The sequence below is a fragment of the Giesbergeria sp. genome (assembly GCF_028686475.1).
GTDB lineage: Bacteria > Pseudomonadota > Gammaproteobacteria > Burkholderiales > Burkholderiaceae_C > Simplicispira.
This window is the reverse complement of sequence record NZ_JAQUCA010000017.1, coordinates 14,583-41,103: the sequence shown is the minus strand read 5'-3', so window position 1 is coordinate 41,103 and position 26,521 is coordinate 14,583. Positions and strand designations below refer to the sequence as shown.

The following is a 26,521-nucleotide window of genomic DNA, read 5'->3' as shown; positions in this document are numbered from 1 at the left end:
TGAACCGCGAGGCATCGCGGTTTAGGCGCTTCACCAGCCTTACCGGTGTAACGAGCTGGGGGTATTGAGAGGAAGTCTGCATGCAAACCAATTTGCTGAAACCCAAGACGATTAATGTTGAACAGCTGGGCTACAACCGCGCCAAAGTAGTGCTAGAGCCGTTTGAACGTGGCTATGGCCACACGTTGGGCAACGCCCTGCGCCGTGTTCTGCTATCGTCGATGGTGGGTTATGCAGCGACAGAAGTGACCATTGCCGGGGTGTTGCACGAGTATTCGTCGATTGATGGTGTGCAGGAAGATGTCGTCAACATCTTGCTCAACCTCAAGGGCGTGGTGTTTATGCTGCACAACCGTGATGAGGTGACCCTGAGCCTGCGTAAAGATGGTGAAGGCATTGTCACGGCGCGCGATATTCAAACACCGCACGATGTCGAAATCATCAACCCTGACCATGTCATTGCCCATTTGTCGCAAGGCGGCAAGTTGGACATGCAGATCAAGGTAGAAAAAGGCCGTGGTTACGTGCCCGGCACCATGCGCCGCTATGCCGACGAGCCTACCAAGAGCATTGGCCGTATTGTGCTGGATGCCTCTTTCTCGCCGGTCAAGCGTGTGAGCTACACCGTCGAGAGCGCCCGCGTCGAGCAGCGTACCGACTTGGACAAGCTGGTACTTGAGATTGAAACCAACGGTGCCATCACCGCTGAAGATGCGGTACGCAAGTCGGCCCGTATTTTGGTCGAGCAGCTGGCCGTGTTTGCCCAATTGGACGGTGGCGAGTTGCCAGGTCTGGGTGAAATTTCTGGCGGTGGCCGCAGCAGCGCCAGTTTCGATCCGATTCTGTTGCGTCCGGTCGATGAGTTGGAATTGACTGTGCGTTCGGCCAACTGCCTGAAAGCCGAAAACATTTACTACATCGGTGACCTGATTCAGCGCACCGAGAACGAGTTGCTCAAGACCCCAAATCTGGGTCGCAAGTCGCTCAACGAAATCAAGGAAGTGCTGGCTTCGCGCGGTCTGACCTTGGGTATGAAGCTGGAAAACTGGCCACCCGCTGGCTTGGACAAGCGTTAAGCTGTCGCTATAATCTTGTGCCCCTTGGATGGGGCAGTGCCTCGGGCAGTACCTGATACGGCTGCCCGATTTAATTTGTATCAATAAGGAAAAGCACCATGCGCCACGGAAACGGCCTTCGTAAACTCAATCGCACTTCTTCGCACCGCCTCGCGATGCTGCGTAACATGATGAACTCGCTCATCGAGCATGAGGCCATCAAGACCACTGTACCCAAGGCCAAAGAACTGCGCCGCGTGGTCGAACCCATGATTACCCTGGCCAAGGTGGACACCGTGGCCAACCGCCGCCTGGCGTTTGACCGCCTGCGCGACCGTGACAGCGTGACCAAGCTGTTCAACGTGCTTGGCCCCCGCTTCAACACCCGTCCCGGTGGCTACACCCGCATCCTGAAGATGGGTTTCCGCGTCGGTGACAATGCCCCGATGGCCTTGGTTGAGCTGGTCGAACGCACCGAAATCACGGCTGAAGAAAATATTTCTTCCGAAGCTGCATAAAACAGCTAAAAAAGCAGGTTATAATTAGAGCGCGCGATGGAGCAGTCTGGTAGCTCGTTGGGCTCATAACCCAAAGGTCGAAGGTTCAAATCCTTCTCGCGCAACCAAATACAAAAACCCGCTAACTGCAAAGTTAGCGGGTTTTTTTATGGTCTGTGCTTAGTGTCGCTTACCGTATTAAGCTTCTGCATACCAGACCAGCAGCGGACTGATGGAAAGTCCGACCAGGCCGAACAGCAGATAATTGCCATTTCGAGGGTTAAAGTCAGGCCAAATTTTCGCCCATGACTTGCGCATAAGCCACCTCCCAATTGCAATGTCAAAGGCGGCCATGAAAGCGGCCAGACCCAAGCCTAAATTGAGATGCGCTTGCGAAGACTGTAAGCCAATGTCTGGAACCAGCGCCCAACATGTAGCGAGCGCCAGAAGTGTCCCCGTAAATGCACTGAGCTTTACGGCCCGATGTTTTCCGATGTGTGGAGTCATCAGCTTGATACGCACGATGCCATGAAGCGTCTCTACTCCAGCCAGAACGACGCATAGAGCGATGATTCGGATGATTGTGTCTGCATTCATGGTGAACACCTCGTTTCTGCGACCCGCAGCGGCATTGCTTCCTACTTTGAGCAGAATCGCGGCATCAGCGCGAACACGCCCCAGCCCATATATTCGCGTGTATAAGCAGCGTAACGCTCAGGTTCGGAGGCCAATTTCGATTGCACTTCTTGGGCCAGCTCATCATCCGGATTGGCTTCAAGCCATCGGCGCATGGTCAACCATTTGGCTGCCTCGTACCGATCCCAGCCCTCTTGGTTGGTGAGTACCATTTCAACCACGTTATAGCCCAACTGACCGAAAGATGCGATCAGTTCTGGCAACACCAGAAAATCAGCAATAGCGTTGGCTAAACATCCCTTGGCAATCTCTTCCGTTGGCGGCAGTTGCCGCCAGTAAGGTTCGCCAATCAGGATGATGCCTCCGGGGCGCAGGCTTCGGGCAAGAAGTTCGATAGTGCCGGCAACTCCCCCAGCGATCCAAGTAGCCCCAACACAAGCGGCCACGTTCACCTTCTCATCGGAGATACAACCCGCAGCATCGCCATGAATGAACTCAATACGCTCAGCGACCCCTAGTTCTTCTGCACGGCACTTTGCTTGATCGCTGAATAACTGGCTCATGTCGATACCTGTCCCGACAATGCCGTAGTCGCGTGCCCAAGTACACAGCATCTCACCCGAACCACTGCCAAGATCCAAAATACGATCACCTGGCTTTAGACGCAAGGCGGCACCGAGAGTGGCTAACTTCTCTGGTGTGAGCGGATTATGAATGCGGTGTGCACTTTCCATGATATTGAATATTTTTGGGATATCCATTTTTTAAGTTTCCTTACAAAAGTAAATAGAGCGTAGGTTGGGTTACGGATGTAACCCAACATCTTCAAGACCAACACCCACCCACCGTAACAAAATTGTGCACCTGTTATGGTGATGTTGGGTTGCACGCAACCCAACCTACGAGGCTTGCACAAGATTAAGCGGGCGCGGTTTTAACGGTATTATCTGCATGATTCCAGATTTCAAGCCCGGCGACCAAGCGCCAGAAGGATACCTGGCCTGGCACGAATGGGCCGAAGTGCAGCACAAGGCAGGATTGCGACAGAAGGAGTGCGGGCGCTGTGGGAAGTGGAAATACCCGCAGGAACTGAGTGACCAGATTGACCGGCACGAAGCTAAAAGCCGCAAAGGGCCGGTGACTGTGGAAACGGCTGTGTGCCTGAAGTGCATGACGCCGAACGCCCTGAGTTTAGCCGCCGCCGTAGGCGGTCGGCTGCGACGAGTGGTTAGACGATAGATTTAATAATTATTTTTTCCAAGATATTTTTTGCCGGTCACTTTCCATTGGAATTTTATTCTATCAACAGTGTATTGATATTTTTTGCTAGGGAAATTATTGGCATCATTTTCCCCGTGCTCTGATGATACGACTAAAAATTTTTCGTTGTTAATTTTTTGAAGCTTTTCAATAAATCTGGAATTTATGTTTTTGGAAAAATCTTCGCCAAAAGCATCGTTATTTAAAACGAGGAATGGTCTGGATTCCGTAAAGCGACCTACCTCACTTATCATAAATGAGTGTGTTGCAGACCCACCATTGCAGCCGATATCGCCATCCCATAATATGAAATATGTAGCACTACCCATTTCTTCATCTCGTTCAATGGTGTAGACATTCTTTAAAAATTTACGAACTGATTTTTCTTCTTCAAAGCTGCTTCCGCAAGAAACAGTTTCTGAATATTTTTTTAGAACTGTAAGAGCAATAATTTTCTCTTCAGATTCTGTTTTTGATTGAGCGAAAGAAGATGTAGGTGCTGCAGCAGCCAGTAGTACGGCAGGCAGGCAAGAAAGAATTTTTCTAAGCATAAGCAGTTTGTTGAGAAGTGGCTAACGAAAAAGCTAAGTCGACCGCCGAAGGCGGGTCGGCTTGAGCGCTGGGTTAGAAGCTGATTTATTTTTCAATGATGAAGCCAATGTCGTTGGACAACTTCATGACCCATTCATGATCTGGCTGAACTTCGTCATTGCCCATTACTGGATATCTGCTGCACCAAGGTTCAGAATTAATTCCCATGCCTTGGCATAAATCATGTGCTTTTGCTCGAAGCGAGTCGGCATCATCAGAAATCATTACAACTTCATCTGTGTAGATGTTCTCGCCGTCTTCACCTCGTGTTGGGGTAGATTTAATTAATTTCATAAATTTTCTAACGAACTAAGGTAAGCGGCAGCTGGAAGCTGTCCGCTTGAGCGTCTGGTTAGACCAAGCCGCAGGAGCTTACCCAATTTGTTTATTAAGTGCAGGCAATACATTATGCTCCTTGATGTACATAGTATGTAAGAAGACCTCCATAAGAGAAACAAGTTCTGGATCTGACACTGTCACCACTCCGAGACGAGCATCACCACTGAGGATGTAATTTGCTTGGCTAGAGTATCTAGCGCAACTGAAACCATTTCTTGGAAACGTCCGTTTCCCGTTGTGCATGATCATCGGTGTCTTGCAGTGATCCCACACTCGATGATGCAAGTTGCTTTTCGTTGCTTTGCCAATATAAATGATCTCACCTTCGGGTGAGGCAAAAAAATAGACTCCACTCTTACAGCCGATACCGTCACCTGTGACAAGCATTCCCATGCTTTCTGGCCGTGACCAATCACCAATTGGCAAGCTATTATCAAAAAAATAATATTGAATCTCTATATTTGAGAACAAAGCTGGCAGGCTTTGTGTCAAGGTTTCGAGGACTGTGCGGACTTGATTGAAATTCAATGGTACCTTCCTTATCTAACGCCACTAGCTAACCGGCACGCTTTTGCGTGTCCGCGTTGAGCGGAACGTTAGAACTGAATTTTGAAAGGAAACAAAATGAGCAAGCAATGGGGCCACGGGTTTCACAAAGGAAAAGAACACGGAGAACATTGGGGCGCGATGTATGAGGGCGGCAAGTGGGAAATTGAACTCAGCAAAACAACAGCGAGGCTGCACTTGTTGATTAACGCGCTCCGGCTTCCGGTGGAACACAAAAGCGGAAGGACTGAAACATGGTGGCAGTTGTATGTGAGTGCTGCTGCGAACGAACTCGAAGAAATCACGCGGACGCTGCCTGGGACGCTGAATGGTGTCTATGAGTTTGAAAAGGACATCCCGCAGGACGAAACCCCTAACTAGGATTAGGCGACGGCCCCACGCTGACTGTCAGTCGAATAAAGTTGGACGATCCTACAGCACCCACAGGACAACCTCAACCGCATGATATTTAGACAAACCTAATTTTTTGCGGATGATAGCCTGTAGGTCTGGTTCGCGCATCGTAACCCGACACCATCACAGTAGCCCCCACCATTGCGGGCGGGGTGCCGTATTTTTAGCCGTCAGCATTAATCCGCTGAATCAGGGTTTGCAGCAACGCATCGGCTTGGTCATTGCTGATTTGGCAGGTGCCAGCGGCATTGTGGCCGCCGCCGTGGTATTCCAGCATCAGGTTGCCGACATGGGTTTTGCTGCTGCGGTCCAAAATAGATTTGCCGGTGGCAAATACAGTATTTTGTTTTTGCAAGCCCCACAGCACATGGATAGAGATATTGGCCGTAGGGAACAGCGCATAAATCATGAAGCGGTTCACGGCCCAAATGGTTTCTTCACCGCGCAAATCCAGCACTACCAAATTGCCATGCTGGGCGGAGCAGCGCAAAATTTGTTCTTTGGCTTTTTCGGCGTGGTCAAAATACAGCTCGACGCGCTCTTGCACATCGGGTAGTTGCAAAATTTGTTCGATGCTGTGATCGCGGCAATACTTGATTAAATCCATCATCAGCTGGTAATTGCTGACGCGGAATTCACGGAAGCGCCCCAGCCCGGTGCGCGAATCCATCAGGTAGTTGAGCAGCGTCCATTTTTGTGGATTCAGCACATCTTCACGCGAGTATTGTGCCGAGTCTGCTTGGTCTACCGCTTGCATCATCTCGTCGGTGACGCGCGGAAAAGCGGCTTTGCCACCAAAGTGGTTATAAACTACCCGGGCAGCTGAAGGGGCATGGGCTTCGATAATGTGGTTGGCACGCTCGCCGGTGTTGCGGATAGTTTCGGACTCGTGGTGGTCAAATACCAAGTGTGCGCTGGCGACATAGGGTAAGTTGGTGGTGATGTCGCGGCTGCTGATGTCGATTTTGCCATCTTGCATGTCTTTGGGATGGACAAACAAAATGTCATCAATCATCTCCAATTCATTGAGCAGCACGGCACAGACCAGGCCATCAAAATCACTGCGCGTCACCAGTCGGTATTTGTTGGAACTCATGGGGGTATCTCCTGAAAAAATGAAGCAGGGGTGGATTAAGAATAGTTTAAAAATGCTCGTGTGGCCCTAAGTAGCGCCACTGGCCCACCGGTAACTGGCCCAACACAACATGACCAATGCGAATGCGTTTGAGGCCCACCACTTTAAGGCCCACCAATTCACACATGCGCCGAATTTGGCGTTTTTTGCCTTCGGTCAGGACAAAGCGCAGTTGCTCGGGGTTTTGCCATTCGACTTTGGCGGGTTGCAGGGGCTGGCCGTCTAAACTCAAGCCGTGGCGCAGGCGCGCTAGTTGTTCTGCTGGAAAAATGGCCTGCACGTTGCGGCTGACGGGGTCATTTTCGTGGATTTCTTGCAGTGGTGCGGCGCGTTCATTGGGCGATAGCGGGCGCAGTGGCCCCGGCCCTTGGTAAATCACGCGCACCAGGTATTCTTTTTCCATCACCGAGTCTTCGCCGATGATTTTCCGTGCCACGCGGCCATCTTGTGTGAGGACTAATAAGCCTACCGAGTCAATATCAAGCCGTCCTGCGGGGGCTAAACCGCGCAATTGTGGCGGCGAAAAACGCAGGCCGCTGCTGTCTTGTCGCCAGTGGGTGCGTGGGTTAATCAGTGTCACGGCGGGTTCGTGGCCGTCTTCGGCTTGGCCGGAGACATAGCCGATGGGCTTATTGAGCAAAATGGTGACGCGGCTGTCTTGCTGGCGTTGCGCGGCACGTTCTACTTCGACCCGGTCTTGCGGCGACACTTTGCTGCCCATAGCGGCTACTTGGCCATTCACCAGTACCCAGCCTTGGGCTATCCAATCGTCGGCTTCGCGGCGCGAACACAGGCCCAATTCGGCCAAGCGTTTGTTCAGGCGGATGCCCGTACTGGCTGGGGTTGCAGCGGCGGTGCCAGTGCGGGCTGCCGGGGTGTTTAGCGCTGGTTTGCTGGCTGGGGCAGAGCGGCTGGGGCTAGGTTTGGCAGTGGCTGCCGCGAGCGGTGGCCGACGTAGCAGTGGGCGAGCGGTGGCGCTGCTGGCAGCAGGGGTGCCCGAAGGGCGAGGAGTATCAGAGGACATGAACGAGATAGGCTAAAGCGGGGGGCCTCAACGGGCGGTTTCTTGCGTCCAAGCGCGTTGGGCTTGCCAAGACAAGAAGGCATCCACCGGCAAAGGGCGGCTGACATGGTAGCCCTGCGCCTCGTCGCAGCACAGGCCGCGCAGGCGCTCTAGGATGGCGGCAGTTTCTACCCCTTCAGCCACCACGCTCAGGCCCAGATTGTGCGCCAAATCAATGGTGGAGCGCACGATGATGGCATCGTCCGGGTCTTCTTCCATGCCCATGACGAAGGATTTGTCAATTTTGAGTTCATCCACTGGCAGGCGTTTGAGGTAGCCCAAGGAGGAGTAGCCAGTACCAAAATCATCAATCGACAGTTTGAAGCCTTGTTGTGACAAACGGTTGAGCATGGCTTCGGCGCGTAGCGGGTCGTCCATGATGGCGCTTTCGGTGATTTCGAGGCAAAACCCCTTTGGGGCGACACCGTGGCGCGTCAACATGGCTTGTAGGCGCTCGCACAGCTCGGGGTCTAATAAATCGCGTGTGGACAGATTAACCGAGATACGCAGGCCCATGCCTTGGGTGCGTGGGTCGGCCAGCAGGCGGGCTGATTCTTCAAACATCCACAGCGTTAGTTGGCGCACAAAGCCGGTTTGCTCGGCAAAGGGGATGAATTCCATCGGCGGCACCAGCCCGCGCTGTGGGTGCTGCCAGCGCACCAGTGCCTCGGCGGCCAAACCCGGTTTGCCTTGCAGTGGTACTTTGGGTTGCAGGTACAGGCGCAGTTCGCCGCGCTCGATGGCTTGGCGCAATTCGGTCAACAGCGATAGCGTTTGCGCGCTGGAGGAGTCCATGATGGGGTCATAGAGCTGCGGGCCGTCCAATTTGCGCTTGGCCACGTACATGGCAATTTCAGAGCGATTGAGCAGGGTATCGACATCGTTGGCATCCTGTGGCCAGCAGGCTATGCCCATGCCTGCGCTCAAGTCCACCATTTGGTCGCCAAAGGCCAGTGGTTTTTCAAAGGCTTGGGTAATATTACGCGCCACTACCAGTGCGGCGGCAGCATCGGTGCGGCGCAGTAGCAGGGCAAACTCGTTGCCACCCATGCGGGCCACCATATCGCCGTGGGCCATGATTTGTCCGCGCAGGCGTTTGGCCACGGCTTGCAATAGGCGGTCGCCAAAGGCATGGCCCAAGACATCGTTGACATGCTTGAAGCGGTCTAAGTCCAAAGTGATAACGGCCAAGGTGGTGGCTTCGGGGTTGTAGTCGGCGTGGGCGGAGATGGCGGCCAGCACGGTGTTGCGAAAGCGCTCGCGGTTGGGCAGCCCCGTAAGGCGGTCCCAGTAGGCCAGATGGCGGATTTCGGCTTGCTGCTCGGCAATATCAATCCGCATTCGGTCAAAAGAGCGTGCCAGCAGGCCGATTTCGTCGCGGCGCTCGGTATGTTCTACCGGCATATCGTATTCGCCGCGCGAGATACGTTGCGTGCCCAGCACCAAAGCGCGCAACGGGGTAATCAGCCAACGGGCCATCAAGCCTTGGCCGATAGCAAACAGCAGCACGCCTGTCAGGGTGATACCCGCCAGCAGCCATTGCAGTTGACGGTAGGGGGCCACCACGGCATCGACAGAGCGCAGGAGCAGTGCTTGGACGGGGGGTTGGCCCTCTTGGCCATCGCCCAAGGGGCTGGCACGCACCAGCCAAATGGCCTTACCGCTGGACAGCTCGTTCATGTTGCTGCCTTGCTGTTTTTGCAAGGCGGCCAATCCGGCGGCATCTAAGGTGCTGACGGGGATGCTCCATTGGCCGTTGGCCTCTGGCACGCGCAGGGCCACTTGCACGTCGAGCAATTGCTGCATTTGGTTGGCCAGCGTTTGGTGGATAGGAAAGCCCATCAGCACCCAGCCCACCACTACCGGTGCGTGCATGGGTACCAAGACAAATTGGTGCGGCAGGCCATTGAGTGTGCTGATGTAGCTGCTGCCTTGCCCACCGGACAAGCGCGGGATAACTTGGGCTAAAGTCTGTTCTAGGTACGTCAGGCGGCTGGCGCTGTCACTGACGCTGACCACCTGCCATTGGGTATTGAGCAACACCGCCACCGCTGCGCCCATGCGCTGGCCGTGGTTTTCTAGCGCAGATTGGATGGTTTGCTCATCGCCAGAGCCTACTGCGGTGCGAAAACCATAATCGGCGGCCAACAGGGTGGCCCCTTGGCGCAGGCGCTCGGCGTTTTGTTCTAGTAATTGTCGCCAGACGTTTTCGTCGGTGTTGAGGGTGTGCGTAATTTGGCTGCGCGCGTTGCGTTCAATGCTGCTGCGTACCACGGCAAAGCTGGCCAATTGCACCACCAACAGCAACAGCAAAGAGATACCCACCAGCCGCACCACCAAGCTGCGCGACAAAGAAACCAGATGCCAGTTCAAGGTGTTAGCCCCTTTAATTGCACAGTGGTGGCCAGAGAGTCTGTGGCCGTGAGGGTGATGGTTTGCTCGCTGGGGTTGGCACCCAGTGGCAGCTGAGGATGCCAGACGCGCAGGCGGTATTGGCCAGCCGGTAGGTTGTTTAATTGCACTTGGCCGGTAGCATTGGTTTGGCCGTAATAGGGCGTGTCTAGCACCACAATCCAGCCGACCATCTGGTCGTGGATGTTGCAACCCAGCACCACCACGCCGGGCTGCTCAAAGCGCACCGGTTCGGCAGGGGTGCCGCTATACAGCTTTAATTCAAACTTTTTGGGCGCAGAAAAAGAATAGACGTGGTGGCGCACCGTGTCGCGGTTGGGAAAATAAACATCGCTGCCCACCGGCACCACCAAAATCTCGGGGACGAAGCGCTTGCCTTCTTGTGCCATTTCTAGCCTAGGTGCTGGCTTCACTTGGCGTTGTGCTTGTGCTGATTCTAGGTACACCACCGCCTGCGTTACTGGTTGCCCGTTGGGGGTTTGTACCGCTACCTGCACGCTGGCGGCTGGCGCTAAGCTGCTGCCCAGTGCAAGGGCGCACAGTGTGCTGAGCGTGCGACCCAGCGATAAAAAAGAGTAGGGTTTCATGGCACGATGGCGATGCCTAGCAGCGCTTCTCCGTCACCAATCACACCCAACACGCGGGCGCGGCCTGTGGCCAAGTCAATTTGGTAGAGCCGAGTGGGGGCTGAAGGCGAGAGGCCACGCACGGCGGCCAGCGCTTGGTTAGAAACATCAGAAATATCCAAACTGGCATCGGCCACTGGCCCTAGCCCCAAGGGGCCAACGGTATGCAATTGCCCGGTGTTGGGCGAAATTTGCGGCTGTACGGCCTCTAAAGAGCCTTGCACGGCCAAGGTGCCCAAGGTTTTATCAATGGCGTAGTTGGTGGTGAGCTGGTCGTTTTGTGGGTTGTAGGTGTAGGCCACGGCGCTGATGTCGGGCTGGCGCCCGGCGTAGGTATCGCCGGGGGCGTAATGCAGACGACCATCGGTTTGCGCGCCCGGTTGTTGGGCATCGCCATCGACCAGTGCGCCCGTGTCGGGGTGCAAGCGCAGGTTCAGGCCGTTGGGACCAGCAACGCGCAGTCTATCTACCGTGGGATTGAAATCCAAGCCAAAGCTACCGGTGGGCAAAGCCAAGCCGCCTGCGCCCACGGCTTGCAAGGTAGCCTGTTGCGGGTGCAGGGTGTAAAGTTGTCCTTGTTGCGATAGCGCATACAGCACGCCGCGCGCTACCCGAAAATCGATACCAAGCAGCGTATCGCCTTTGGGCAAGCCTTGGATGCGCTGGCGCTGCAAAATCTGCCGGGGCTGGTCGGCCTGAAACCGAATCAACTCCATCGAGGCCGTGACAGCCAACAACTCGGGCGCGCGTGCCGCAGGGCGGGTTTGCAAGGCGCTGGCAGAGGCACTGCCGTCGCTCTGTGTGGGGGGCGCGGAGGGGGCACCCGTGCAAGCAGCCAGCACCCAAGGCAGTGCAGCCAGCCAAAGCAGGCGAGAAGGGGGCAGGGAGGTGCTTAGCATAGGAAAAATCTATATCTTTGTCAAAAGCGTTTGTTATAACGCTTAACTATCGACTCTGCAAACCAGTAGCCTATCTATCGCTGCCTAACGTTTACGACGGCTGGCCTTGCGGTGTTCGCCCACTTGGAACACATGCCAGCGCAGGGCGGCCAAATCCAGCACGCGCAGGCCGCCATATTCCACTTGGATGGCCCCTTGGCGCTCTAGCGCCGTGAGTGCTTCGTTCACCCGCTGGCGCGACAAGCCGACCAAATAGGCCAACTCTTGTTGCGTGATGTGCAACATTTGGCCTACGCTCGGGTACAACACCGGATTGAACAGCGCAGCCAAACTGCGTGCCACGCGCAAATCCGGGCTATTGAGGCGGTCAATTTCGCGGGCGGCAATAAATTGGCCCAGCCGCTCATTGAGCTGGTTCATGACAAAGCGATTAAAGCCGATAGAGTGGTCTAGCAGCCAATGGAAGGTTTCAATCGGCAGGCCCGCTACCACGCTGGCGCGCAAGGCTTGCACGTTGTAGCGGTAGGGTTCACGCTTCATGGCGGTACCCTCGCCAAACCAGCCGCCGGGGGGCAGACCGGCAAAAGTCATGCTGCCACCGTCGGGGTTATCGTTGTTCATTTTGAGCAGGCCCTCGACCACACCAAACCAGTAGGTGACGGGGCGGCCGATGCGGCAGACGTAATCGCCGGGGCTGGCATCGCCCACCAACAGGGCGGCAATGGCGCGCTCGCGCTCGTGGCGATGCAAAGGGGCCAACCAAGGAATGCCCTCAATTTCTTCGGTGCTGGGGGGGCGGCGGCGCTGGTGCAGGGACAATTCTTGGCTCATGGGGCAATCATCAGGCAGCTAAGTTCTGAGTGGGATGCGGGATTTCCACGAGATAGATTGTCGGCATAAAGACAGCTTTTGCTTGCACACTGACCGATGATGCAAGACCCACGCATCTGTTGCGGGCCATGATGCAGTTATTTTTGCCACCCCCATCCTCAAAATTTGCCCCTCCATTGTGGAGTTGATAACACTATGACCGTTCAAACAACTACCGAGATTCTTTCTGACCAAGCTACCGCCACGCTGGCCCGTCGTCGTTTTTTAACCACGGCGTTGGCTTTGCCCGCTGCCGCTGCGATGCCTGCTGCTTGGGCGCAACAGGAGGGCGTGGTCAAGCTTTGCCAGACGACTGCGCTGACGGGGCCTTTGGGTGATTTGGGTTCGGCCTTGCACCAAGGCGCGATGGCGGCGTTTCAGGCGATTAATGCGCGTGGTGGGGTGCATGGGCGGCAAATCAAGCTCGAAACTTTAGACGATGCCTATGAGGTGTCCAAGGCGATGCTCAATTTGGAGCAGTTTTTGAACGATCCAGACTGTTTTACCCTGTTCAACTGTTTTGGCACCCCGATGGTGGAAGAGATGATGCCTAGGCTCAAAGATGGCAATATGCCCTTCTTTACCCCGCTCACGGGTGGGCAGGTCTCGCGCGTGGCCGGGGCGCGCTATGCGTTCAACATCCGCGCCAGCTATGCCGATGAGGCCGAAAAGCTGGTGCAGCATCTGGCCACGATTGGCATTAAGCGCATTGGCATTGCCTACCAAAACAACACCTTTGGCCGTGAAGTGTTTGCCGGGGCCGAGCAAGCCATGCAGCGCGCCAAGCTGCCCGATGCAGTTTCCACCACGGTAGAGAGCAATGCCTCCGATGCTGCCAAAGCAGCCGCCTTGCTGGCCGATGCCAACCCCGAGGCCGTATTGTTGGGCTTGGCCGGTAAGCCGGGGCTAGAGTTGATTAAACATTTCCGTAAATTGCGCCGGGGTGTCAGTTTGTATGCGCTGTCGGTGTTGGGCACACCCGTCAACATCAAAGCACTGGGCATAGATGCAATGGGCATGGCGATTTCGCAGGTGGTGCCCTTGCCCACCAACTCCACTACTGCCGTGGCGCGCGATTTTGTGCGCGCCCTGAAAAATCTGGATGCCAAGGCCGAACCCTCCCATTTGGGTTTGGAGGGTTATATCAATGCCAGAACGTTTGCCGAAATTTTGCAGCGCGCTGGCAAAGGGGCTACACGCAGTGCCTTTATTGATGCCAGTTGGGGGCTGAAAAAATGGGATTTGGGCGGCTTTGAAATCAACGCTACCACCCCCGACCGCAGTGCCTCGCGCTTTGTCGAGTTGACCGTGGTGGGGCGTGAAGGCCGACTGATTCGTTAAAAAAGCGCTTAAACAAGGGTTTTACCCAACAGGGAATAACCCTGCAATTGTCGCCGTAAAGACAACTTAACGTCAAATTGCGCCCTACCATTCCGGGCAACTTGCAGGCACCCGTGGCCTGGCAACGCTGGCCCCCACCGGCCATCCCTTGAACCTTTTAGGACCCGGAATGAAGACCACGTTTCCGCAACTGCTACTTCAGCACGCTGCCGAGCGCCCCGATGCCCCGGCACTGCGCGAAAAAGAATATGGCATTTGGCAAACCCATACTTGGGCTGGCTTGGCCCGTTTGGTAGAGCAGGTGGCCGCTGGCCTGCACCAGGCTGGTTTGGCGCGGGGTGAGCACATGGTAGTCGTGGGGGCCAACCGTCCGCACCTCTACGCCACCATGTTGGCCGCGCAATCGCTGGGAGCTATCCCGGTGCCGCTGTACCAAGATGCCGTGGCGGCCGAGTGCGTTTATCCGCTCAACAATGCCGAAGTACGTTTTGCCGTGGTCGAAGACCAAGAGCAGGTGGACAAGCTGCTCGAAATCCGCGACCGCTGCCCGGCCATTTCGCATATTTATTACGATGACCCGCGCGGCTTGCGTAAATACAGCGAACCCGGTTTGGCCTCGTTTGAAACCCTGATTGAGACGGGTGCTGCATTTGCCCAGAAAAATCCGCAGTGGTTCCTCAACGAAGTGAGCAAGACCCAGCCGCAAGATGTGGCCTCGATGTTTTTTACCTCGGGCACCACCGGCAACCCCAAGGGCGTAGTGCATACCCACGCCACCTTGCTCGACCGTGCCACCGCCGGGGCCGAGTTTGACAAACTTACCAACGCTGAAGAAGTGCTGGCCTATCTGCCGCTGGCTTGGATTGGGCAAAACATTTTCAGCTATGCCCAGTGGCTGGCCTGTGGCTACGTGGTCAACTGCCCTGAGTCGGCCAGCACCGTCAATATCGACCTGAAAGAGATTGGCCCCACCTACTATTTTGCGCCGCCACGCGTGTTTGAAGGGCTGCTCACCAGCGTCACCATCCGCATGGAAGATGCAGGCAGCTTCAAGCGCAAGATGTTTGAGTCTTGCATGGCGCTGGCGCGCCGTGTTGGCCCCGCGCTCATGAATGGCGAAGAAGTCAGTGCCATCGACAAGCTCAAGTACACGATTGGCGATTGGCTAGTCTATGGCCCGCTGCGTAACAATTTGGGTTTCTCGCGCGTGCGGGTGGCTTACACCGCCGGTGAGGCTATTGGCCCCGACCTGTTTACCTTTTACCGCTCCATCGGTATCAACCTCAAGCAGCTCTACGGCTCCACCGAAACCGCAGTGTTTGTGTGCTTGCACCCCGATGACCAAGCCCGTGCCGACACCGTGGGCGTGCCGATTCGGGGCGTGCAAATCAAGGTGGCGGATAACGGCGAGATTTTGGTCAAATCGGCTGGTTTGCTGAAAGAGTATTACAAAAACCCCGCTGCCACTGCCGAAGTGCTAACCCCCGATGGTTGGTACCACACCAGCGATGCGGGCTTCTTGGATGCCCACGGCCACCTGAAAATTATTGACCGTGTGAAGGATGTGGGCCGCCTCAAAGGTGGCGCGCACGATGGGGCCATGTTTGCGCCCAAATATGTAGAGAACAAACTCAAGTTCTTCCCGCATATCAAAGAAGTGGTGGCTTTGGGCGATGGCCGCGACCGCGTTTGCGTGATGATCAATATTGACTTTGAAGCGATGGGCAATTGGGCCGAGCGCCGCAATCTGCCCTATGCCGGTTACACCGATTTGGCGCAAAAACCCGAAGTCTATGAATTTATCCGCGAGTGCGTAGAAAAAACCAATGCCGATTTGGCCAGCGATGTGCTGCTGGCCGGTAGCCAAGTCAGTCGCTTCCTGATTTTGCACAAAGAGCTGGATGCCGACGATGGCGAATTGACCCGCACCAACAAGGTACGCCGGGGCTTTATTGCCGACAAATACGCGGTGTTGGTCGATGCCCTGTATGCAGGCCGCACCGAGCAATTCATCGAAACCTTGGTCAAGTTTGAAGATGGCCGCACCGGCAGTGTCAGTGCCACGCTCAAGCTCTCGGATGCCAAAACATTCACCCCGGTCAAAGCCGCTGCCTGAGGAACCCCATGAGCGATAAGAAGATTGGCGACGTCATCCTCGACATCCAAAACATCAGCCTGCGTTTTGGTGGTGTGAAGGCCCTGACCGATATTTCCTTCAATGTGCGTGAGCATGAAATCCGCTCCATCATTGGCCCCAACGGTGCGGGTAAAAGCTCGATGCTCAACTGCATCAACGGTGTTTACACCCCGACCGAAGGCTCGATTACCTTCCGGGGGCAAAAGTTTGACCACATGAACAGCCGCCAAGTGGCCGAGATGGGCATCGGGCGCACCTTCCAGAACTTGGCGCTGTTCAAGGGCATGAGTGTGATCGACAACATCATGACCGGGCGCAACTTGAAGATCAAGAGCAACCTGTTCATGCAGGCTTTGCGCATTGGCCCGGCCCAACGCGAAGAAGAAAAGCACCGCGAGTTTGTCGAACACATCATCGATTTCTTGGAAATCCAAGCCTTCCGTAAAACCCCGGTCGGCCAGTTGCCCTACGGCCTGCAAAAGCGCGTGGACTTGGGCCGCGCCTTGGCGATGGAGCCGCAAGTGCTGCTGCTGGATGAACCAATGGCCGGTATGAACGTAGAAGAAAAGCAGGACATGTGCCGCTTCATTTTGGACGTGAACGATGAATTCGGTACCACCATCGTGCTGATTGAACACGATATGGGCGTGGTGATGGACATCTCCGACCGCGTAGTGGTGTTGGATTACGGCAAAAAAATTGGGGACGGCCAGCCGCAAGAAGTGCGCGACAACGAAGACGTCATCCGCGCTTATCTGGGCACTAGCCACTAACCGCAGGAAGAATAAAAAATGGCCTTTTTTCTTGAAACCCTGATTGGCGGCCTGATGGCCGGCATGTTGTATGCCTTGGTGGCTTTGGGCTTTGTGCTGATTTACAAAGCCTCGGGTGTATTCAACTTTGCCCAAGGCGCGATGGTGCTATTTGCTGCTTTGGCAATGGCGCGTTTCTCTGAGTGGATTCCCAAATGGTTGGGCACCGATAGTTTGCTGATAGCCAATGTGCTGGCCTTTATCATTGCTGGGGCCTGTATGTTTGTCGTGGCCTGGGTGATTGAACGGCTGGTATTGCGCCATTTGGTGAACCAAGAAGGGGCTACCTTATTGATGGCCACTTTGGGTATCACTTACTTTTTGGAAGGTGTGGGCCAAACTATTTTTGGCAGCGATATTTACAAAATCGACATCGGTATGCCCAAAGAGCCGGTATTTTTGCTCGAATCCATGTTTCCCGGTGGCGTGCTGGTGAACAAAGAGGACGTGATTGCCGCAGCCATTGCCGGTGGTTTGGTGATTTTGCTCAGCGTCTTCTTCCAAAAAACCACCACAGGCCGCGCCCTGCGTGCGGTGGCCGATGACCACCAAGCCGCACAATCGATTGGTATTCCCCTCAACCGCATTTGGGTGATTGTCTGGTGCGTGGCTGGTGTGGTCGCCTTGGTGGCAGGCATGATTTGGGGCAGCAAACTGGGCGTGCAGTTCTCGCTCACGACCGTGGCTTTGCGTGCTTTGCCGGTGGTGATTTTGGGTGGCCTCACTTCGGTGCCCGGTGCGATTATTGGTGGCCTGATTATCGGCGTGGGCGAGAAGCTGTCTGAAGTCTATCTTGGCCCATTTGTGGGGGGCGGTATTGAAATCTGGTTTGCCTATGTGCTGGCGCTGGTATTTTTGCTGTTCCGCCCACAAGGTTTGTTCGGCGAGAAAATTATCGACCGCGTGTAAACAACAAAAAAAAAGAAAAGGAGACTTTCCATGTTTTACCGCGAGAACGGTCAGTTCAAAACCTCTTACCGGACTGACCAACAAATTTTCCCGATTGCCCAAGACCGCATTGCCTTGGGGGTGATGTTGGCCATCGCCTTCTTGGTGGTGCCCATGTTGGCTACCGATTATTTTTACCGCGCTATTTTGATTCCGCTGGTCATTATGTCGATGGCCGCCTTGGGTGTGAACATTCTGGTGGGCTATTGCGGCCAGATTTCGCTTGGCTCTGGGGCTTTTATGGCCGTGGGTGCTTATGGCGCTTTCAACTTCTTTGTGCGCTTTCCGGGCTTGCCGTTGATTCCAGCTTTGATTTTGGGCGGCTTGTGCGCCACCTTCTTTGGTATTTTGTTCGGTTTGCCTAGTTTGCGCGTGAAGGGGCTTTATTTGGCCGTGGCCACTTTGGCAGCGCAATTTTTTAGCGACTGGATGTTCTTACGCATCAAGTGGTTTACCAACAACTCCGATTCTGGCTCGGTATCGGTGAACAGCTTGCAAGTGCTGGGAATGCCGATTGACAGCGCTACCTCCAAATACCTGTTCTGCTTGGCCCTGTTGGTGGTGATTGCCCTATTGGCTAAAAACCTAGTACGTGGTGCAATTGGCCGTGAGTGGATGGCGATTCGGGATATGGACGTGGCGGCCAGCGTGATTGGTATTCGCCCCATGTACGCTAAGTTGTCGGCTTTTGCGGTCAGTTCTTTCATCATCGGCATGGCTGGTGCCTTGTGGGCCTTTGTTCACTTGGGTTCTTGGGAGCCTGCGGCGTTCTCGGTCGAAATCTCCTTCCGCCTGCTGTTTATGGTGATTATTGGTGGCTTGGGTTCTATCATGGGTAGCTTTTTTGGTGCTGCTTTTATTGTGCTGTTGCCGATTGTGCTCAACCAGTTCTTGCCTGCGCTGATGGGCTTGTTTGGCATCGAAATCTCTACCGCTGGTGTTTCTCACGCCGAGCTGATGATTTTTGGTGGCCTGATTGTCTGGTTCCTGATTGTCGAGCCACATGGTTTGGCCAAGCTGTGGTCGATTGCCAAGCAAAAGCTGCGTTTATGGCCGTTCCCACACTGATTTTCCCTGTGCATTGCATTTTTCACCTTTCATAACTAGGAGACATCCATGAAGCTTTCGAAAATCGTGATTGCCGTGGCCGTATTGGCCGCCGGTGCCACTTCGGTCACCAGTGCAGTGGCGCAGGCCAAAGAGCAGTTCTTTCCGCTGCTGTCGTACCGCACTGGCCCCTATGCCCCCAACGGTACCCCTTGGGCCAACGGCAAACAGGACTACCTGAAAATGATTAACGCCCGCGATGGCGGCATCAACGGGGTAAAAATTGCTTTTGAAGAGTGCGAAACCGGCTATGCCACCGACCGGGGTGTGGAGTGTTACGAGCGCCTGAAGAGCCGCCCCGGTGTCACGCTGTTTGACCCCCAAGCCACCGGCATCACCTTTGCCCTGACCGAAAAAGCGCCCGTGGACAAAATTCCGCTGATGACGCTGGGCTATGGCCTGTCGGTATCGCAAGACGGTATGGCCTTCAAGTGGAACTTCCCCTACTTGGGCAGCTACTGGACAGGCGCCGATATTCTGGTGCAACACATCGGTAAAAACGCTGGCGGCATGGACAAGCTCAAGGGCAAGAAGATTGCGCTGGTCTATCACGATAGCCCGTTTGGCAAAGAGCCGATTCCGCTGCTGCAAGAGCGCGCCAAGATGCACGGCTTCGAGCTGCAAATGCTGCCCGTTACTGCCCCCGGTGTTGAGCAAAAGGCTACATGGTTACAAGTGCGCCAAAGCCGCCCCGATTACGTGATGCTGTGGGGCTGGGGTGTCATGAACTCCACCGCCCTGAAAGAAGCCCAAGCCACCGGCTTCCCACGGGACAAGTTGTATGGCGTCTGGTGGGCCGGTGCCGAACCTGATGTGCGCGACGTGGGCGAAGGGGCCAAGGGCTACCAAGCACTGGCTTTGAATGGCTATGGCACCGATTCCAAGGTGGTTCAAGACATCCTCAAGCACGTTTATGACAAGGGCCAAGGCACGGGTGCCAAGGATGATGTCGGCTCGGTGCTGTACACCCGTGGCGTGATTATCCAGATGCTGGGCGTAGAAGCCGTGCGCCGCGCGCAAGAGCGTTTTGGCAAAGGCAAGGTCATGACCGGCGAGCAAGTGCGCTGGGGCATGGAAAACTTGGCCCTTGACCAGAAGAAGTTGGATGCGCTGGGCTTTAACGGTCTGATGCGCCCAATTGCCACCAGCTGTGCCGACCACATGGGTTCTACCTGGGCGCGTGTGCAAACTTGGGATGGCAAGAAGTGGGGCATCACCTCGGATTGGTACCAAGCCGATGAGCAAATCCTCAAGCCGCTGGTCAAGACGGGCGCAGATAAATACCTGGCCGACAAAAAGCTGACCCGCCGCGCACCCGCCGATTGCCAATCTTGATGGCCTGAAACGCGCCCTTCCGACACAGCTGGGGCCGTGTCGGGTTCTGGCGGCTGTGCCCTTACAGCCGCCAACCGGCAGGGTTGGCCTGCACAAGCCCTGCCGATTGGCACAGAGAGAGAAATCGTATGGAAAACCGAAACATTGTCCTGAACGTCAACGGTATCGAGGTCATTTACAACCATGTCATCTTGGTGCTAAAAGGGGTCTCGCTGCAAGTCCACGAAGGTGGCATCGTGGCCATTCTGGGGGGCAACGGCGCAGGCAAAACCACCACCTTGCGCGCCATCTCCAACCTGTTAGCAGGCGAGCGCGGTGCCGTGACCAAGGGCAGCATTGAGTTCCGGGGTGAACGCATTGAGAACCTCTCGCCCGCTGATTTGGTCAAGCGCGGCGTGGTGCAGGTGATGGAAGGCCGCCACTGTTTTGCCCACTTAACCATTGAAGAAAACCTGCTCACCGGCGCTTACACCCGCGACAGCAAGGCCGAGATTGCTGCTAATTTAGAGAAGGTTTATAACTACTTCCCGCGCCTCAAAACCCGTCGCACCAGCCAAGCGGCCTACACATCGGGCGGCGAGCAGCAAATGTGCGCCATTGGCCGCGCCATCATGACCAACCCCAACATGGTGCTGTTGGATGAGCCTTCGATGGGCTTGGCCCCGCAAATCGTGGAAGAAGTGTTCAACATCGTCAAAGACCTCAACACCAAAGAAAAAGTCACCTTCTTGCTGGCCGAGCAAAACACCAACATGGCGCTGAAGTATGCCGACTATGGCTACATCATGGAAAGTGGCCGCGTGGTGATGGATGGCACCGCCACCGATTTGACCAGCAACGAAGACGTGAAAGAGTTTTACCTCGGTGTTGGTGGTGGCGAGCGCAAGAGCTTCAAGGATGTCAAAAGTTACAAGCGCCGCAAACGCTGGCTGGCCTAAAAGCCTGCTGAAGGCGGTTCGTTTTTTTCCTACGTACTCTCCCCTCCACTTCGCCCCACACCACCATGACCTCTTTTTACGACAAGCTGGAAACCCGCGCCCCCGCCGACCGTGAAGCCACCCTGTTGGCGGCACTGCCCTTGCAAGTAGCCCATGCGCGCCATGCAGCACCTGCGTTTGCGGCTATTTTGGCCGATGTCAACCCTGCCAGCATCACCAGCCGCGCAGCGCTGGCCCGCTTGCCGGTCACGCGCAAATACGAGCTGCTAGAGCGCCAACAGGCGCAGCGTGCCGACAACGTGTTTGGTGGCTTTAGCGCCATTCAATTTGGCAGCGCCATGCCGCGCGTGTTTTGCAGCCCCGGCCCGATTTACGAGCCTGAGGGTCAGCGCGCCGATTATTGGCGCATGGCGCGTGCCTTGTATGCGGCGGGTTTCCGGGCCGGAGATTTGGCACACAATAGCTTTAGCTACCATTTTGTGCCTGCTGGCTCGATGATGGAAGTCGGTGCCCATGCTTTGGGCTGTACCGTGTTTCCGGGGGGCACTGGCCAAACCGAGCAGCAAGTGCAAGCGATGGCCGAATTGCGCCCCGCTGGTTATATTGGCACGCCCAGCTTTCTCAAATTGATTTTAGAAAAAGCGGCAGAACTGAAACAACCCATTGTGGGCATGAACAAGGCGCTGTTGTCGGGCGAGGCTTTTCCGCCCAGCTTGCGCGATTGGCTGGCCGAGCGCGGCGTGCAAGGCTACCAGTGTTATGCCACGGCCGATTTGGGTTTGATTGCCTACGAAACCAGCGCCCGCGAAGGCTTGGTATTGGACGAGGGGGTGATTGTCGAAATTGTGCGCCCCGGCACTGGCGACCCGGTGCCCGAGGGCGAAGTGGGCGAGTTGGTAGTGACCACGCTCAACCCCGATTACCCCTTGATTCGCTTTGGCACCGGCGATTTATCGGCCATTTTGCCCGGACAATGCCCGACTGGGCGCACCAACACCCGCATTAAGGGTTGGATGGGCCGTGCTGACCAAACCACCAAAGTGCGCGGCATGTTTGTGCATCCGGGCCAAGTGGCCGCCATTGCGGCACGCTTTCCGCAAGTGTTGCGCGCCCGTTTGGTGGTCAGTGGCGAAATGGCCAACGACCACATGGTGTTGCAAGCCGAAACCGCCGAGTTTGCCGGTGGCTTGGCCGAACGCCTGCAAGACACCATCCGCGAAGTCACCAAACTGCGCGGCGAGGTAGAGTTGGTAGCCCCCGGCTCTTTGCCCAACGATGGCAAGGTGATTGAAGACGCGCGCAGTTATCGCTGATTTTTTACCATTGCCCCCAAGCCGCCTGTGTTTTGCAGGCGGCTTTTTTTTGCCCACCACGTTTTTGCCTATCACAGCAAGCCTATTGCTTCAATTTGGTGCCGGGCTTTCCCTAGTGTGGTGCCGTGCCAGATGGGATAGATTGAAGCTATCAAAAATACTTTATTATTTTTAGTTATAAAGTATGCTGAAAATTGCATAAAAAAAGGCCAAAAAGAGGGGGGCGAAGCGGTGGCACGAAAGCTGCTGTCTCTCGCTAGAGGTAAGCAGATATAAAAGGAGCTTCGCGTGAAACACTTGCATATTGCCCAACAATTGGCGATTGGCTTTGGCCTGTTGCTGCTATCGCTGATAGGGGTCAGTGCTTTTTCGGTCTATCAGCAAGACAAACTGGGCGCACTGATGGTGGCCGAGTTCAAACACCCGTTTGCCGTCACCAACGCCATCACACGGGTGGATGCCAATGTTGCCCGCATAGCCCGGGCCATGCGCGATATGACAATGGCCGAAACCGAGGCCGACCTGCAAAAGTTCACTGCCGATGTGCAAGGGCTAGAGCAAAAAATTTTTCAAGATATGGCCATCGTCAAAGAGCGCTTTTTGAGCGATAAAGGCCACTCAGAGGCTTTAGTGGCCAAAATCCGCTCGTGGCAGCCCATCCGCGAGCAGGTGTTGCAGTTGAAAAAAGCCGGCCAAAGCACCGAGGCTGCCCAAGTAGTGCGTACCCAAGGCGTGAGCAAGGTGGCAGAAATCAATGCCGCCATCAACGAAATTCACAAAATTGCCTGGAGCAAGGCCGAAAGTTTTCAGGCCAATGCTTTGGAGGTGCAGCAAAACGGGCGCAATATCTCGCTGGGGGTTAGTGTGGTGTTTGTGCTGCTGGGTGGGCTGACCGGGGTGCTGATTACCCGCGCACTCACTGGCCCGATTCGGCAGGCGGTAGAGGTGGCGCGCACCGTGGCGGCGGGTGATTTGAGCCAGCGGTTTGTCGCAGAGGGTAAAAACGAAACCGCACAGCTATTGCAAATGCTGCAAGAGATGCAAGCCAGCTTAGGCCGGGTGGTGCTGGCAGTGCGTAGCGGCTCCGAGAGCGTGGCCTCGGCCAGTGGGCAAATTGCCTCGGGCAACCACGATTTAAGCCGTCGCACCGAAGAGCAAGCCGCCATGTTGCAACAAACGGCAGCCGCGATGGAGCAACTCAGTTCCCAAGTGCAGCAAAACGCCGATAGTGCCAAGCAAGCCAACCAATTGGCCCAAGGTGCCAGTAGCGTCGCCATGCGTGGTGGCGAGGTGGTGGAACAGGTGGTTGGTACCATGAAGGGCATCAACGATGCCAGCAAAAAAATTGCCGACATCATCCAAGTGATTGATGGCATTGCCTTCCAAACCAATATCTTGGCGCTGAATGCCGCAGTCGAGGCAGCACGGGCAGGCGAGCAAGGGCGTGGTTTTGCCGTGGTAGCGTCCGAGGTGCGCTCCTTGGCTGGACGCAGTGCCAATGCGGCCAAAGAAATCAAAGCACTCATCCAAACCAGCGTCGATCGGGTAGAGCAAGGGGCGGCTTTGGTCGATCAGGCTGGGGCCACCATGACCGAAGTGGTCAGTGCCATCCGCCGCGTGACCGATATGGTGGGCGAAATCACTGCCGCCAGCCACGAGCAAAGCGATGCCGTGCAGCAGGTCGGCACCGCCGTAACGCGCATGGACCAGGTAACGCAGCAGAACGCTGCTTTGGTCGAAGAAATGGCCGCTGCCGCTGGTGGCTTAGAAAAGCAGGCGCAAGATTTAGTGCAAACCGTGGTGGTGTTCAAGCTAGAGCAGCAACACTGGACACCGGCGGCAAGGCCGCGTGCTGCTGCCGTTCCGCGTCTTAGCAGCTAATGAGAGGCGCGCGTTAAACCCCCCGCGCCCGTTCTGCCTTAAAGCGGGCGCGGAAGGCGGCAAATTGGCCCACATCCAGCGCCTCGCGCACTTCGCGCATCAGGTTCAGGTAGTAATGCAGGTTGTGGACCGTGGTCAGCATTGGGCTGAGCATTTCGCCACAGCGGTCGAGGTGGTGCAGGTAAGCGCGTGAGAAGCCATCGCGTCCGCCTTGCTCCCAACTCACGCCACTGCTGCCCGCACAGGCATAACAGGTGCAACTGGTGTCCAGCGGCTGGTGGTCGGTCTTGTGGCGTGCGTTGCGGATTTTGAGGTCGCCATAGCGGGTAAACAGCGTGCCGTTGCGGGCATTGCGCGTTGGCATCACGCAGTCAAACATATCTACACCGCAGGCCACGCCTTCTACCAAATCTTCGGGCGTGCCCACGCCCATCAGGTAGCGTGGTTTGTGCGCTGGCAGGCGATGCGGCGTGTGCGCCATGATGCTGAGCATTTCCTCTTTGGGTTCCCCCACACTCACGCCACCAATGGCATAGCCGGGGAAGTCCATCTCGACCAAGCGCTGCAAAGATTCTTCGCGCAGGTTCAGGTACATACCGCCCTGCACAATGCCAAACAGGGCATTGGGGTTTTGCAGCCGTTCTATTTCATTTTTGGAGCGCACCGCCCAGCGCAGGCTCATTTCCATCGAGGTACGCGCTTCGCGCTCGGTGGTCAGGTGGCCTTTGGTCTCGTAGGGCGTGCATTCGTCCAGTTGCATCACGATGTCCGAGTTGAGTACCGTTTGGATTTGCATACTCACTTCGGGCGACATAAACAGCTTATCGCCGTTCACCGGGCTGGCAAAAGTCACACCTTCTTCGGTGATTTTTCGCATGGCTCCCAAACTCCAAACCTGAAAGCCGCCCGAGTCGGTCAGGATGGGTTTGTCCCACTTTTCAAAGGCGTGCAGGCCGCCAAAGCTCTGCATGATGTCCAAGCCGGGGCGCATCCACAGATGAAAGGTATTGCCCAAGATGATTTGTGCGCCCATATCGTGCAAACTGCGTGGCATCACGCCCTTGACGGTGCCATAGGTGCCCACAGGCATAAAAATGGGGGTTTGCACCACGCCGTGGTTGAGCGTGAGCTGGCCGCGCCGGGCATGGCTGGCGGGGTCGGTGTTCAAAAGTTCAAATTGCAGCATGGTGGCATTTTCCGCGATGCTGCGCCGCTACACTGGCTGGTATTGCTTGCGCTAAAGACTCAAAGGAATTTTCATGCTCAAAATCTTGATTGCCATTGATGGCTCCGAATGTTCACTCGATGCGGTACACCATGCGCTCAAGCTGGTCGAAAAAGGCTTGCAGGCCGAGTTTGTGCTGGCCAATGTGCAAGAACCGGCTTCCTTGTACGAGCTAGTCACTTCGCGGGACCCAGATTTGATTGCCGCCGCCAGCGTCGAGGCGGCACAAGATTTGATGGCCCCAGCGTTGGCGCTGTTGCAACAGGCCGGGCTAGAGTGCAGCACCGAGGTCGGTATGGGAGACCCCGCCCATACGCTCATAGACATCATCGAAGACACCGGCTGCGATTTGGTATTGATTGCCGCACGCGGCCAAGGGGCGATTGCCAGTGCGCTGCTGGGTTCGGTATCACAAGAATTGGCACACTCTAGTCCCGTGCCTGTCACCATCGTCCACCCTATCGACAATGATGTCGAGGAGGAGCAACTGGCTGATGAAGATAAAGCGACTGATTGAGCGCTCTTAGGCCGCTCGGCGAAAACCAGCGCTTCCTTGGCGCTGTAATTTGCCATGCGGTAAGGTGGCCAAGCGTTTGAACAGGCGCTGCACATAGCCCCGAATCCACAGGCATTTGTTCAGCTCTTCTACCGGCAGGGGGCCAGAGATCACCACAATGTCATTGGCCTGTGCCAAATTACCAGCAGCGCGCAAACGCCTGCGCGTCATGGTGGCCCAAGAGTGGATGCGGTGCGGATTGCCATGCTGTTGCACCTCACCGGTGTGCAAGTCAAAGGCAATGGCGACCGTGTCGGTCTTGAGCTTAAAGCGGCGCTCCCCGGTGATGGCGCTGGGGGTGTCGCGCATGTCATATAAATAATAGCTGCCAGCTTTGAGCTGGTATTGCAAGTCCATGATGCCTCTCCGTGGCGCGATTGTCGTGCAAATAGGTGTCTGTCAAACGTCGAATAAACCCGGCAAAAAGCTGTGGATGTTGCTCCCATTCGGTTTAGAAGCGCGGGGCTGTGGCAGCCCGCGCAGCAAACTCGGCCCGCAGTGCGCGCAGTTTTTCGCGGTAATCTTCTTGCACTGGCGCTTGGTTGAGCTTCATTTCGGCAATATCAAAAAGAACGTCTGTCACGT

General features: G+C 55.7%; 27 protein-coding genes and 1 tRNA gene. 14 read left to right on the top strand and 14 right to left on the bottom strand.

The annotated features are described in order from the left end of the window. Window positions 1-80 precede the first annotated feature (80 nt). From rpoA to PHX60_RS11450, 3 genes are all read left to right on the top strand, one after another. On the top strand, window positions 81-1,076 hold the full coding sequence (gene rpoA, locus PHX60_RS11460) for a DNA-directed RNA polymerase subunit alpha (RefSeq protein ID WP_300077623.1): 996 nt from the start codon (window positions 81-83) through the stop codon (window positions 1,074-1,076). A gap of 98 nt (window positions 1,077-1,174) precedes the next feature. Further along, window positions 1,175-1,573: a 50S ribosomal protein L17 gene (gene rplQ / locus PHX60_RS11455; protein WP_300077620.1), complete on the top strand. Its 399-nt coding sequence runs from the start codon at window positions 1,175-1,177 to the stop codon at window positions 1,571-1,573. A gap of 30 nt (window positions 1,574-1,603) precedes the next feature. Next, window positions 1,604-1,680, top strand: a tRNA-Met gene (locus tag PHX60_RS11450). Window positions 1,681-1,750: 70 nt separating this feature from the next. Here the strand turns inward: PHX60_RS11450 and PHX60_RS11445 are convergent. The 5 genes from PHX60_RS11445 to PHX60_RS11425 all read right to left on the bottom strand — a co-directional run bounded on the left by PHX60_RS11445 (window position 1,751) and on the right by PHX60_RS11425 (window position 4,906). Further along, window positions 1,751-2,149 carry a hypothetical protein gene (locus tag PHX60_RS11445; protein WP_300077617.1) on the bottom strand — a complete coding sequence of 133 codons (399 nt, stop codon included), beginning with the start codon at window positions 2,147-2,149 and terminating at the stop codon, window positions 1,751-1,753. A 41-nt stretch (window positions 2,150-2,190) separates the two neighbouring features. Next, window positions 2,191-2,949: a class I SAM-dependent methyltransferase gene (locus PHX60_RS11440; RefSeq protein WP_300077614.1), complete on the bottom strand. Its 759-nt coding sequence runs from the start codon at window positions 2,947-2,949 to the stop codon at window positions 2,191-2,193. Between the two features lie 480 nt (window positions 2,950-3,429). Next, the gene (locus tag PHX60_RS11435; RefSeq protein ID WP_300077611.1) at window positions 3,430-3,999 is read right to left on the bottom strand and encodes a hypothetical protein; all 570 of its coding nucleotides are present in this window, start codon (window positions 3,997-3,999) and stop codon (window positions 3,430-3,432) included. A gap of 85 nt (window positions 4,000-4,084) precedes the next feature. Then, the gene (locus PHX60_RS11430) at window positions 4,085-4,333 is read right to left on the bottom strand and encodes a hypothetical protein (protein WP_300077608.1); all 249 of its coding nucleotides are present in this window, start codon (window positions 4,331-4,333) and stop codon (window positions 4,085-4,087) included. Between the two features lie 78 nt (window positions 4,334-4,411). Beyond that, window positions 4,412-4,906: a hypothetical protein gene (locus PHX60_RS11425; protein WP_300077605.1), complete on the bottom strand. Its 495-nt coding sequence runs from the start codon at window positions 4,904-4,906 to the stop codon at window positions 4,412-4,414. Window positions 4,907-5,002: 96 nt separating this feature from the next. On the opposite strand from PHX60_RS11425, the gene PHX60_RS11420 reads away from it, so the two are divergent. Further along, on the top strand, window positions 5,003-5,305 hold the full coding sequence (locus PHX60_RS11420) for a hypothetical protein (RefSeq protein WP_300077602.1): 303 nt from the start codon (window positions 5,003-5,005) through the stop codon (window positions 5,303-5,305). 196 nt (window positions 5,306-5,501) lie between these two features. Here PHX60_RS11420 and PHX60_RS11415 read toward each other — a convergent pair whose 3' ends face one another. The 6 genes from PHX60_RS11415 to PHX60_RS11390 all read right to left on the bottom strand — a co-directional run bounded on the left by PHX60_RS11415 (window position 5,502) and on the right by PHX60_RS11390 (window position 12,304). Continuing rightward, a complete protein-coding gene (locus PHX60_RS11415) occupies window positions 5,502-6,434 on the bottom strand; it encodes an exopolyphosphatase (protein ID WP_300077600.1) in 933 nt (310 codons plus the stop codon). Window positions 6,435-6,480: 46 nt separating this feature from the next. After that, a complete protein-coding gene (locus PHX60_RS11410) occupies window positions 6,481-7,497 on the bottom strand; it encodes a pseudouridine synthase (RefSeq protein WP_300077597.1) in 1,017 nt (338 codons plus the stop codon). 27 nt (window positions 7,498-7,524) lie between these two features. Continuing rightward, the gene (locus PHX60_RS11405; RefSeq protein ID WP_300077594.1) at window positions 7,525-9,909 is read right to left on the bottom strand and encodes an EAL domain-containing protein; all 2,385 of its coding nucleotides are present in this window, start codon (window positions 9,907-9,909) and stop codon (window positions 7,525-7,527) included. Next, window positions 9,906-10,535: a methylamine utilization protein gene (locus tag PHX60_RS11400; protein WP_300077591.1), complete on the bottom strand. Its 630-nt coding sequence runs from the start codon at window positions 10,533-10,535 to the stop codon at window positions 9,906-9,908. The genes PHX60_RS11405 and PHX60_RS11400 overlap by 4 nt, the downstream gene beginning before the upstream one ends. After that, window positions 10,532-11,473, bottom strand: a complete 942-nt coding sequence (locus PHX60_RS11395) for a DUF4394 domain-containing protein (RefSeq protein WP_300077588.1) — start codon at window positions 11,471-11,473, stop codon at window positions 10,532-10,534. Before PHX60_RS11395 ends, PHX60_RS11400 begins: the two co-directional genes overlap by 4 nt. 84 nt (window positions 11,474-11,557) lie before the next feature. Continuing rightward, the gene (locus PHX60_RS11390; protein ID WP_300077585.1) at window positions 11,558-12,304 is read right to left on the bottom strand and encodes a Crp/Fnr family transcriptional regulator; all 747 of its coding nucleotides are present in this window, start codon (window positions 12,302-12,304) and stop codon (window positions 11,558-11,560) included. 195 nt (window positions 12,305-12,499) lie between these two features. Between PHX60_RS11390 and PHX60_RS11385 the strand changes: the two genes are divergently transcribed. From PHX60_RS11385 to PHX60_RS11345, 9 genes are all read left to right on the top strand, one after another. Beyond that, entirely contained in the window at window positions 12,500-13,684 is a 1,185-nt protein-coding gene (locus tag PHX60_RS11385) for an ABC transporter substrate-binding protein (protein ID WP_300077582.1), read from the top strand. Window positions 13,685-13,853: 169 nt separating this feature from the next. Next, the gene (locus tag PHX60_RS11380) at window positions 13,854-15,800 is read left to right on the top strand and encodes an AMP-binding protein (RefSeq protein WP_300077579.1); all 1,947 of its coding nucleotides are present in this window, start codon (window positions 13,854-13,856) and stop codon (window positions 15,798-15,800) included. 8 nt (window positions 15,801-15,808) lie between these two features. Further along, a complete protein-coding gene (locus tag PHX60_RS11375) occupies window positions 15,809-16,594 on the top strand; it encodes an ABC transporter ATP-binding protein (protein WP_300077576.1) in 786 nt (261 codons plus the stop codon). A gap of 18 nt (window positions 16,595-16,612) precedes the next feature. Next, window positions 16,613-17,542: a branched-chain amino acid ABC transporter permease gene (locus tag PHX60_RS11370; protein ID WP_300077573.1), complete on the top strand. Its 930-nt coding sequence runs from the start codon at window positions 16,613-16,615 to the stop codon at window positions 17,540-17,542. 30 nt (window positions 17,543-17,572) lie between these two features. Next, complete coding sequence (locus PHX60_RS11365; RefSeq protein ID WP_300077570.1) at window positions 17,573-18,649, top strand: branched-chain amino acid ABC transporter permease; 1,077 nt, start codon at window positions 17,573-17,575, stop codon at window positions 18,647-18,649. A 48-nt stretch (window positions 18,650-18,697) separates the two neighbouring features. After that, window positions 18,698-20,023 (top strand): ABC transporter substrate-binding protein, encoded by a 1,326-nt coding sequence (locus PHX60_RS11360; RefSeq protein ID WP_300077567.1) that lies wholly within the window; start codon window positions 18,698-18,700, stop codon window positions 20,021-20,023. 128 nt (window positions 20,024-20,151) lie between these two features. Further along, a complete protein-coding gene (locus PHX60_RS11355) occupies window positions 20,152-20,961 on the top strand; it encodes an ABC transporter ATP-binding protein (protein ID WP_300077564.1) in 810 nt (269 codons plus the stop codon). Window positions 20,962-21,026: 65 nt separating this feature from the next. Further along, window positions 21,027-22,274 (top strand): AMP-binding protein, encoded by a 1,248-nt coding sequence (locus PHX60_RS11350; RefSeq protein WP_300077561.1) that lies wholly within the window; start codon window positions 21,027-21,029, stop codon window positions 22,272-22,274. A gap of 288 nt (window positions 22,275-22,562) precedes the next feature. Further along, window positions 22,563-24,155, top strand: a complete 1,593-nt coding sequence (locus tag PHX60_RS11345) for a methyl-accepting chemotaxis protein (RefSeq protein WP_300077558.1) — start codon at window positions 22,563-22,565, stop codon at window positions 24,153-24,155. A gap of 13 nt (window positions 24,156-24,168) precedes the next feature. On the opposite strand, the gene tgt is transcribed toward PHX60_RS11345, so the two are convergent. Then, entirely contained in the window at window positions 24,169-25,341 is a 1,173-nt protein-coding gene (gene tgt, locus PHX60_RS11340) for a tRNA guanosine(34) transglycosylase Tgt (RefSeq protein WP_300077555.1), read from the bottom strand. 73 nt (window positions 25,342-25,414) lie between these two features. On the opposite strand from tgt, the gene PHX60_RS11335 reads away from it, so the two are divergent. Next, window positions 25,415-25,897 carry a universal stress protein gene (locus tag PHX60_RS11335; RefSeq protein ID WP_300077552.1) on the top strand — a complete coding sequence of 161 codons (483 nt, stop codon included), beginning with the start codon at window positions 25,415-25,417 and terminating at the stop codon, window positions 25,895-25,897. Window positions 25,898-25,903: 6 nt separating this feature from the next. On the opposite strand, the gene PHX60_RS11330 is transcribed toward PHX60_RS11335, so the two are convergent. Beyond that, window positions 25,904-26,293 carry a hypothetical protein gene (locus PHX60_RS11330; protein WP_300077549.1) on the bottom strand — a complete coding sequence of 130 codons (390 nt, stop codon included), beginning with the start codon at window positions 26,291-26,293 and terminating at the stop codon, window positions 25,904-25,906. A 94-nt stretch (window positions 26,294-26,387) separates the two neighbouring features. Beyond that, entirely contained in the window at window positions 26,388-26,519 is a 132-nt protein-coding gene (locus PHX60_RS11325) for a hypothetical protein (protein ID WP_300077546.1), read from the bottom strand. Window positions 26,520-26,521: the final 2 nt, after the last annotated feature.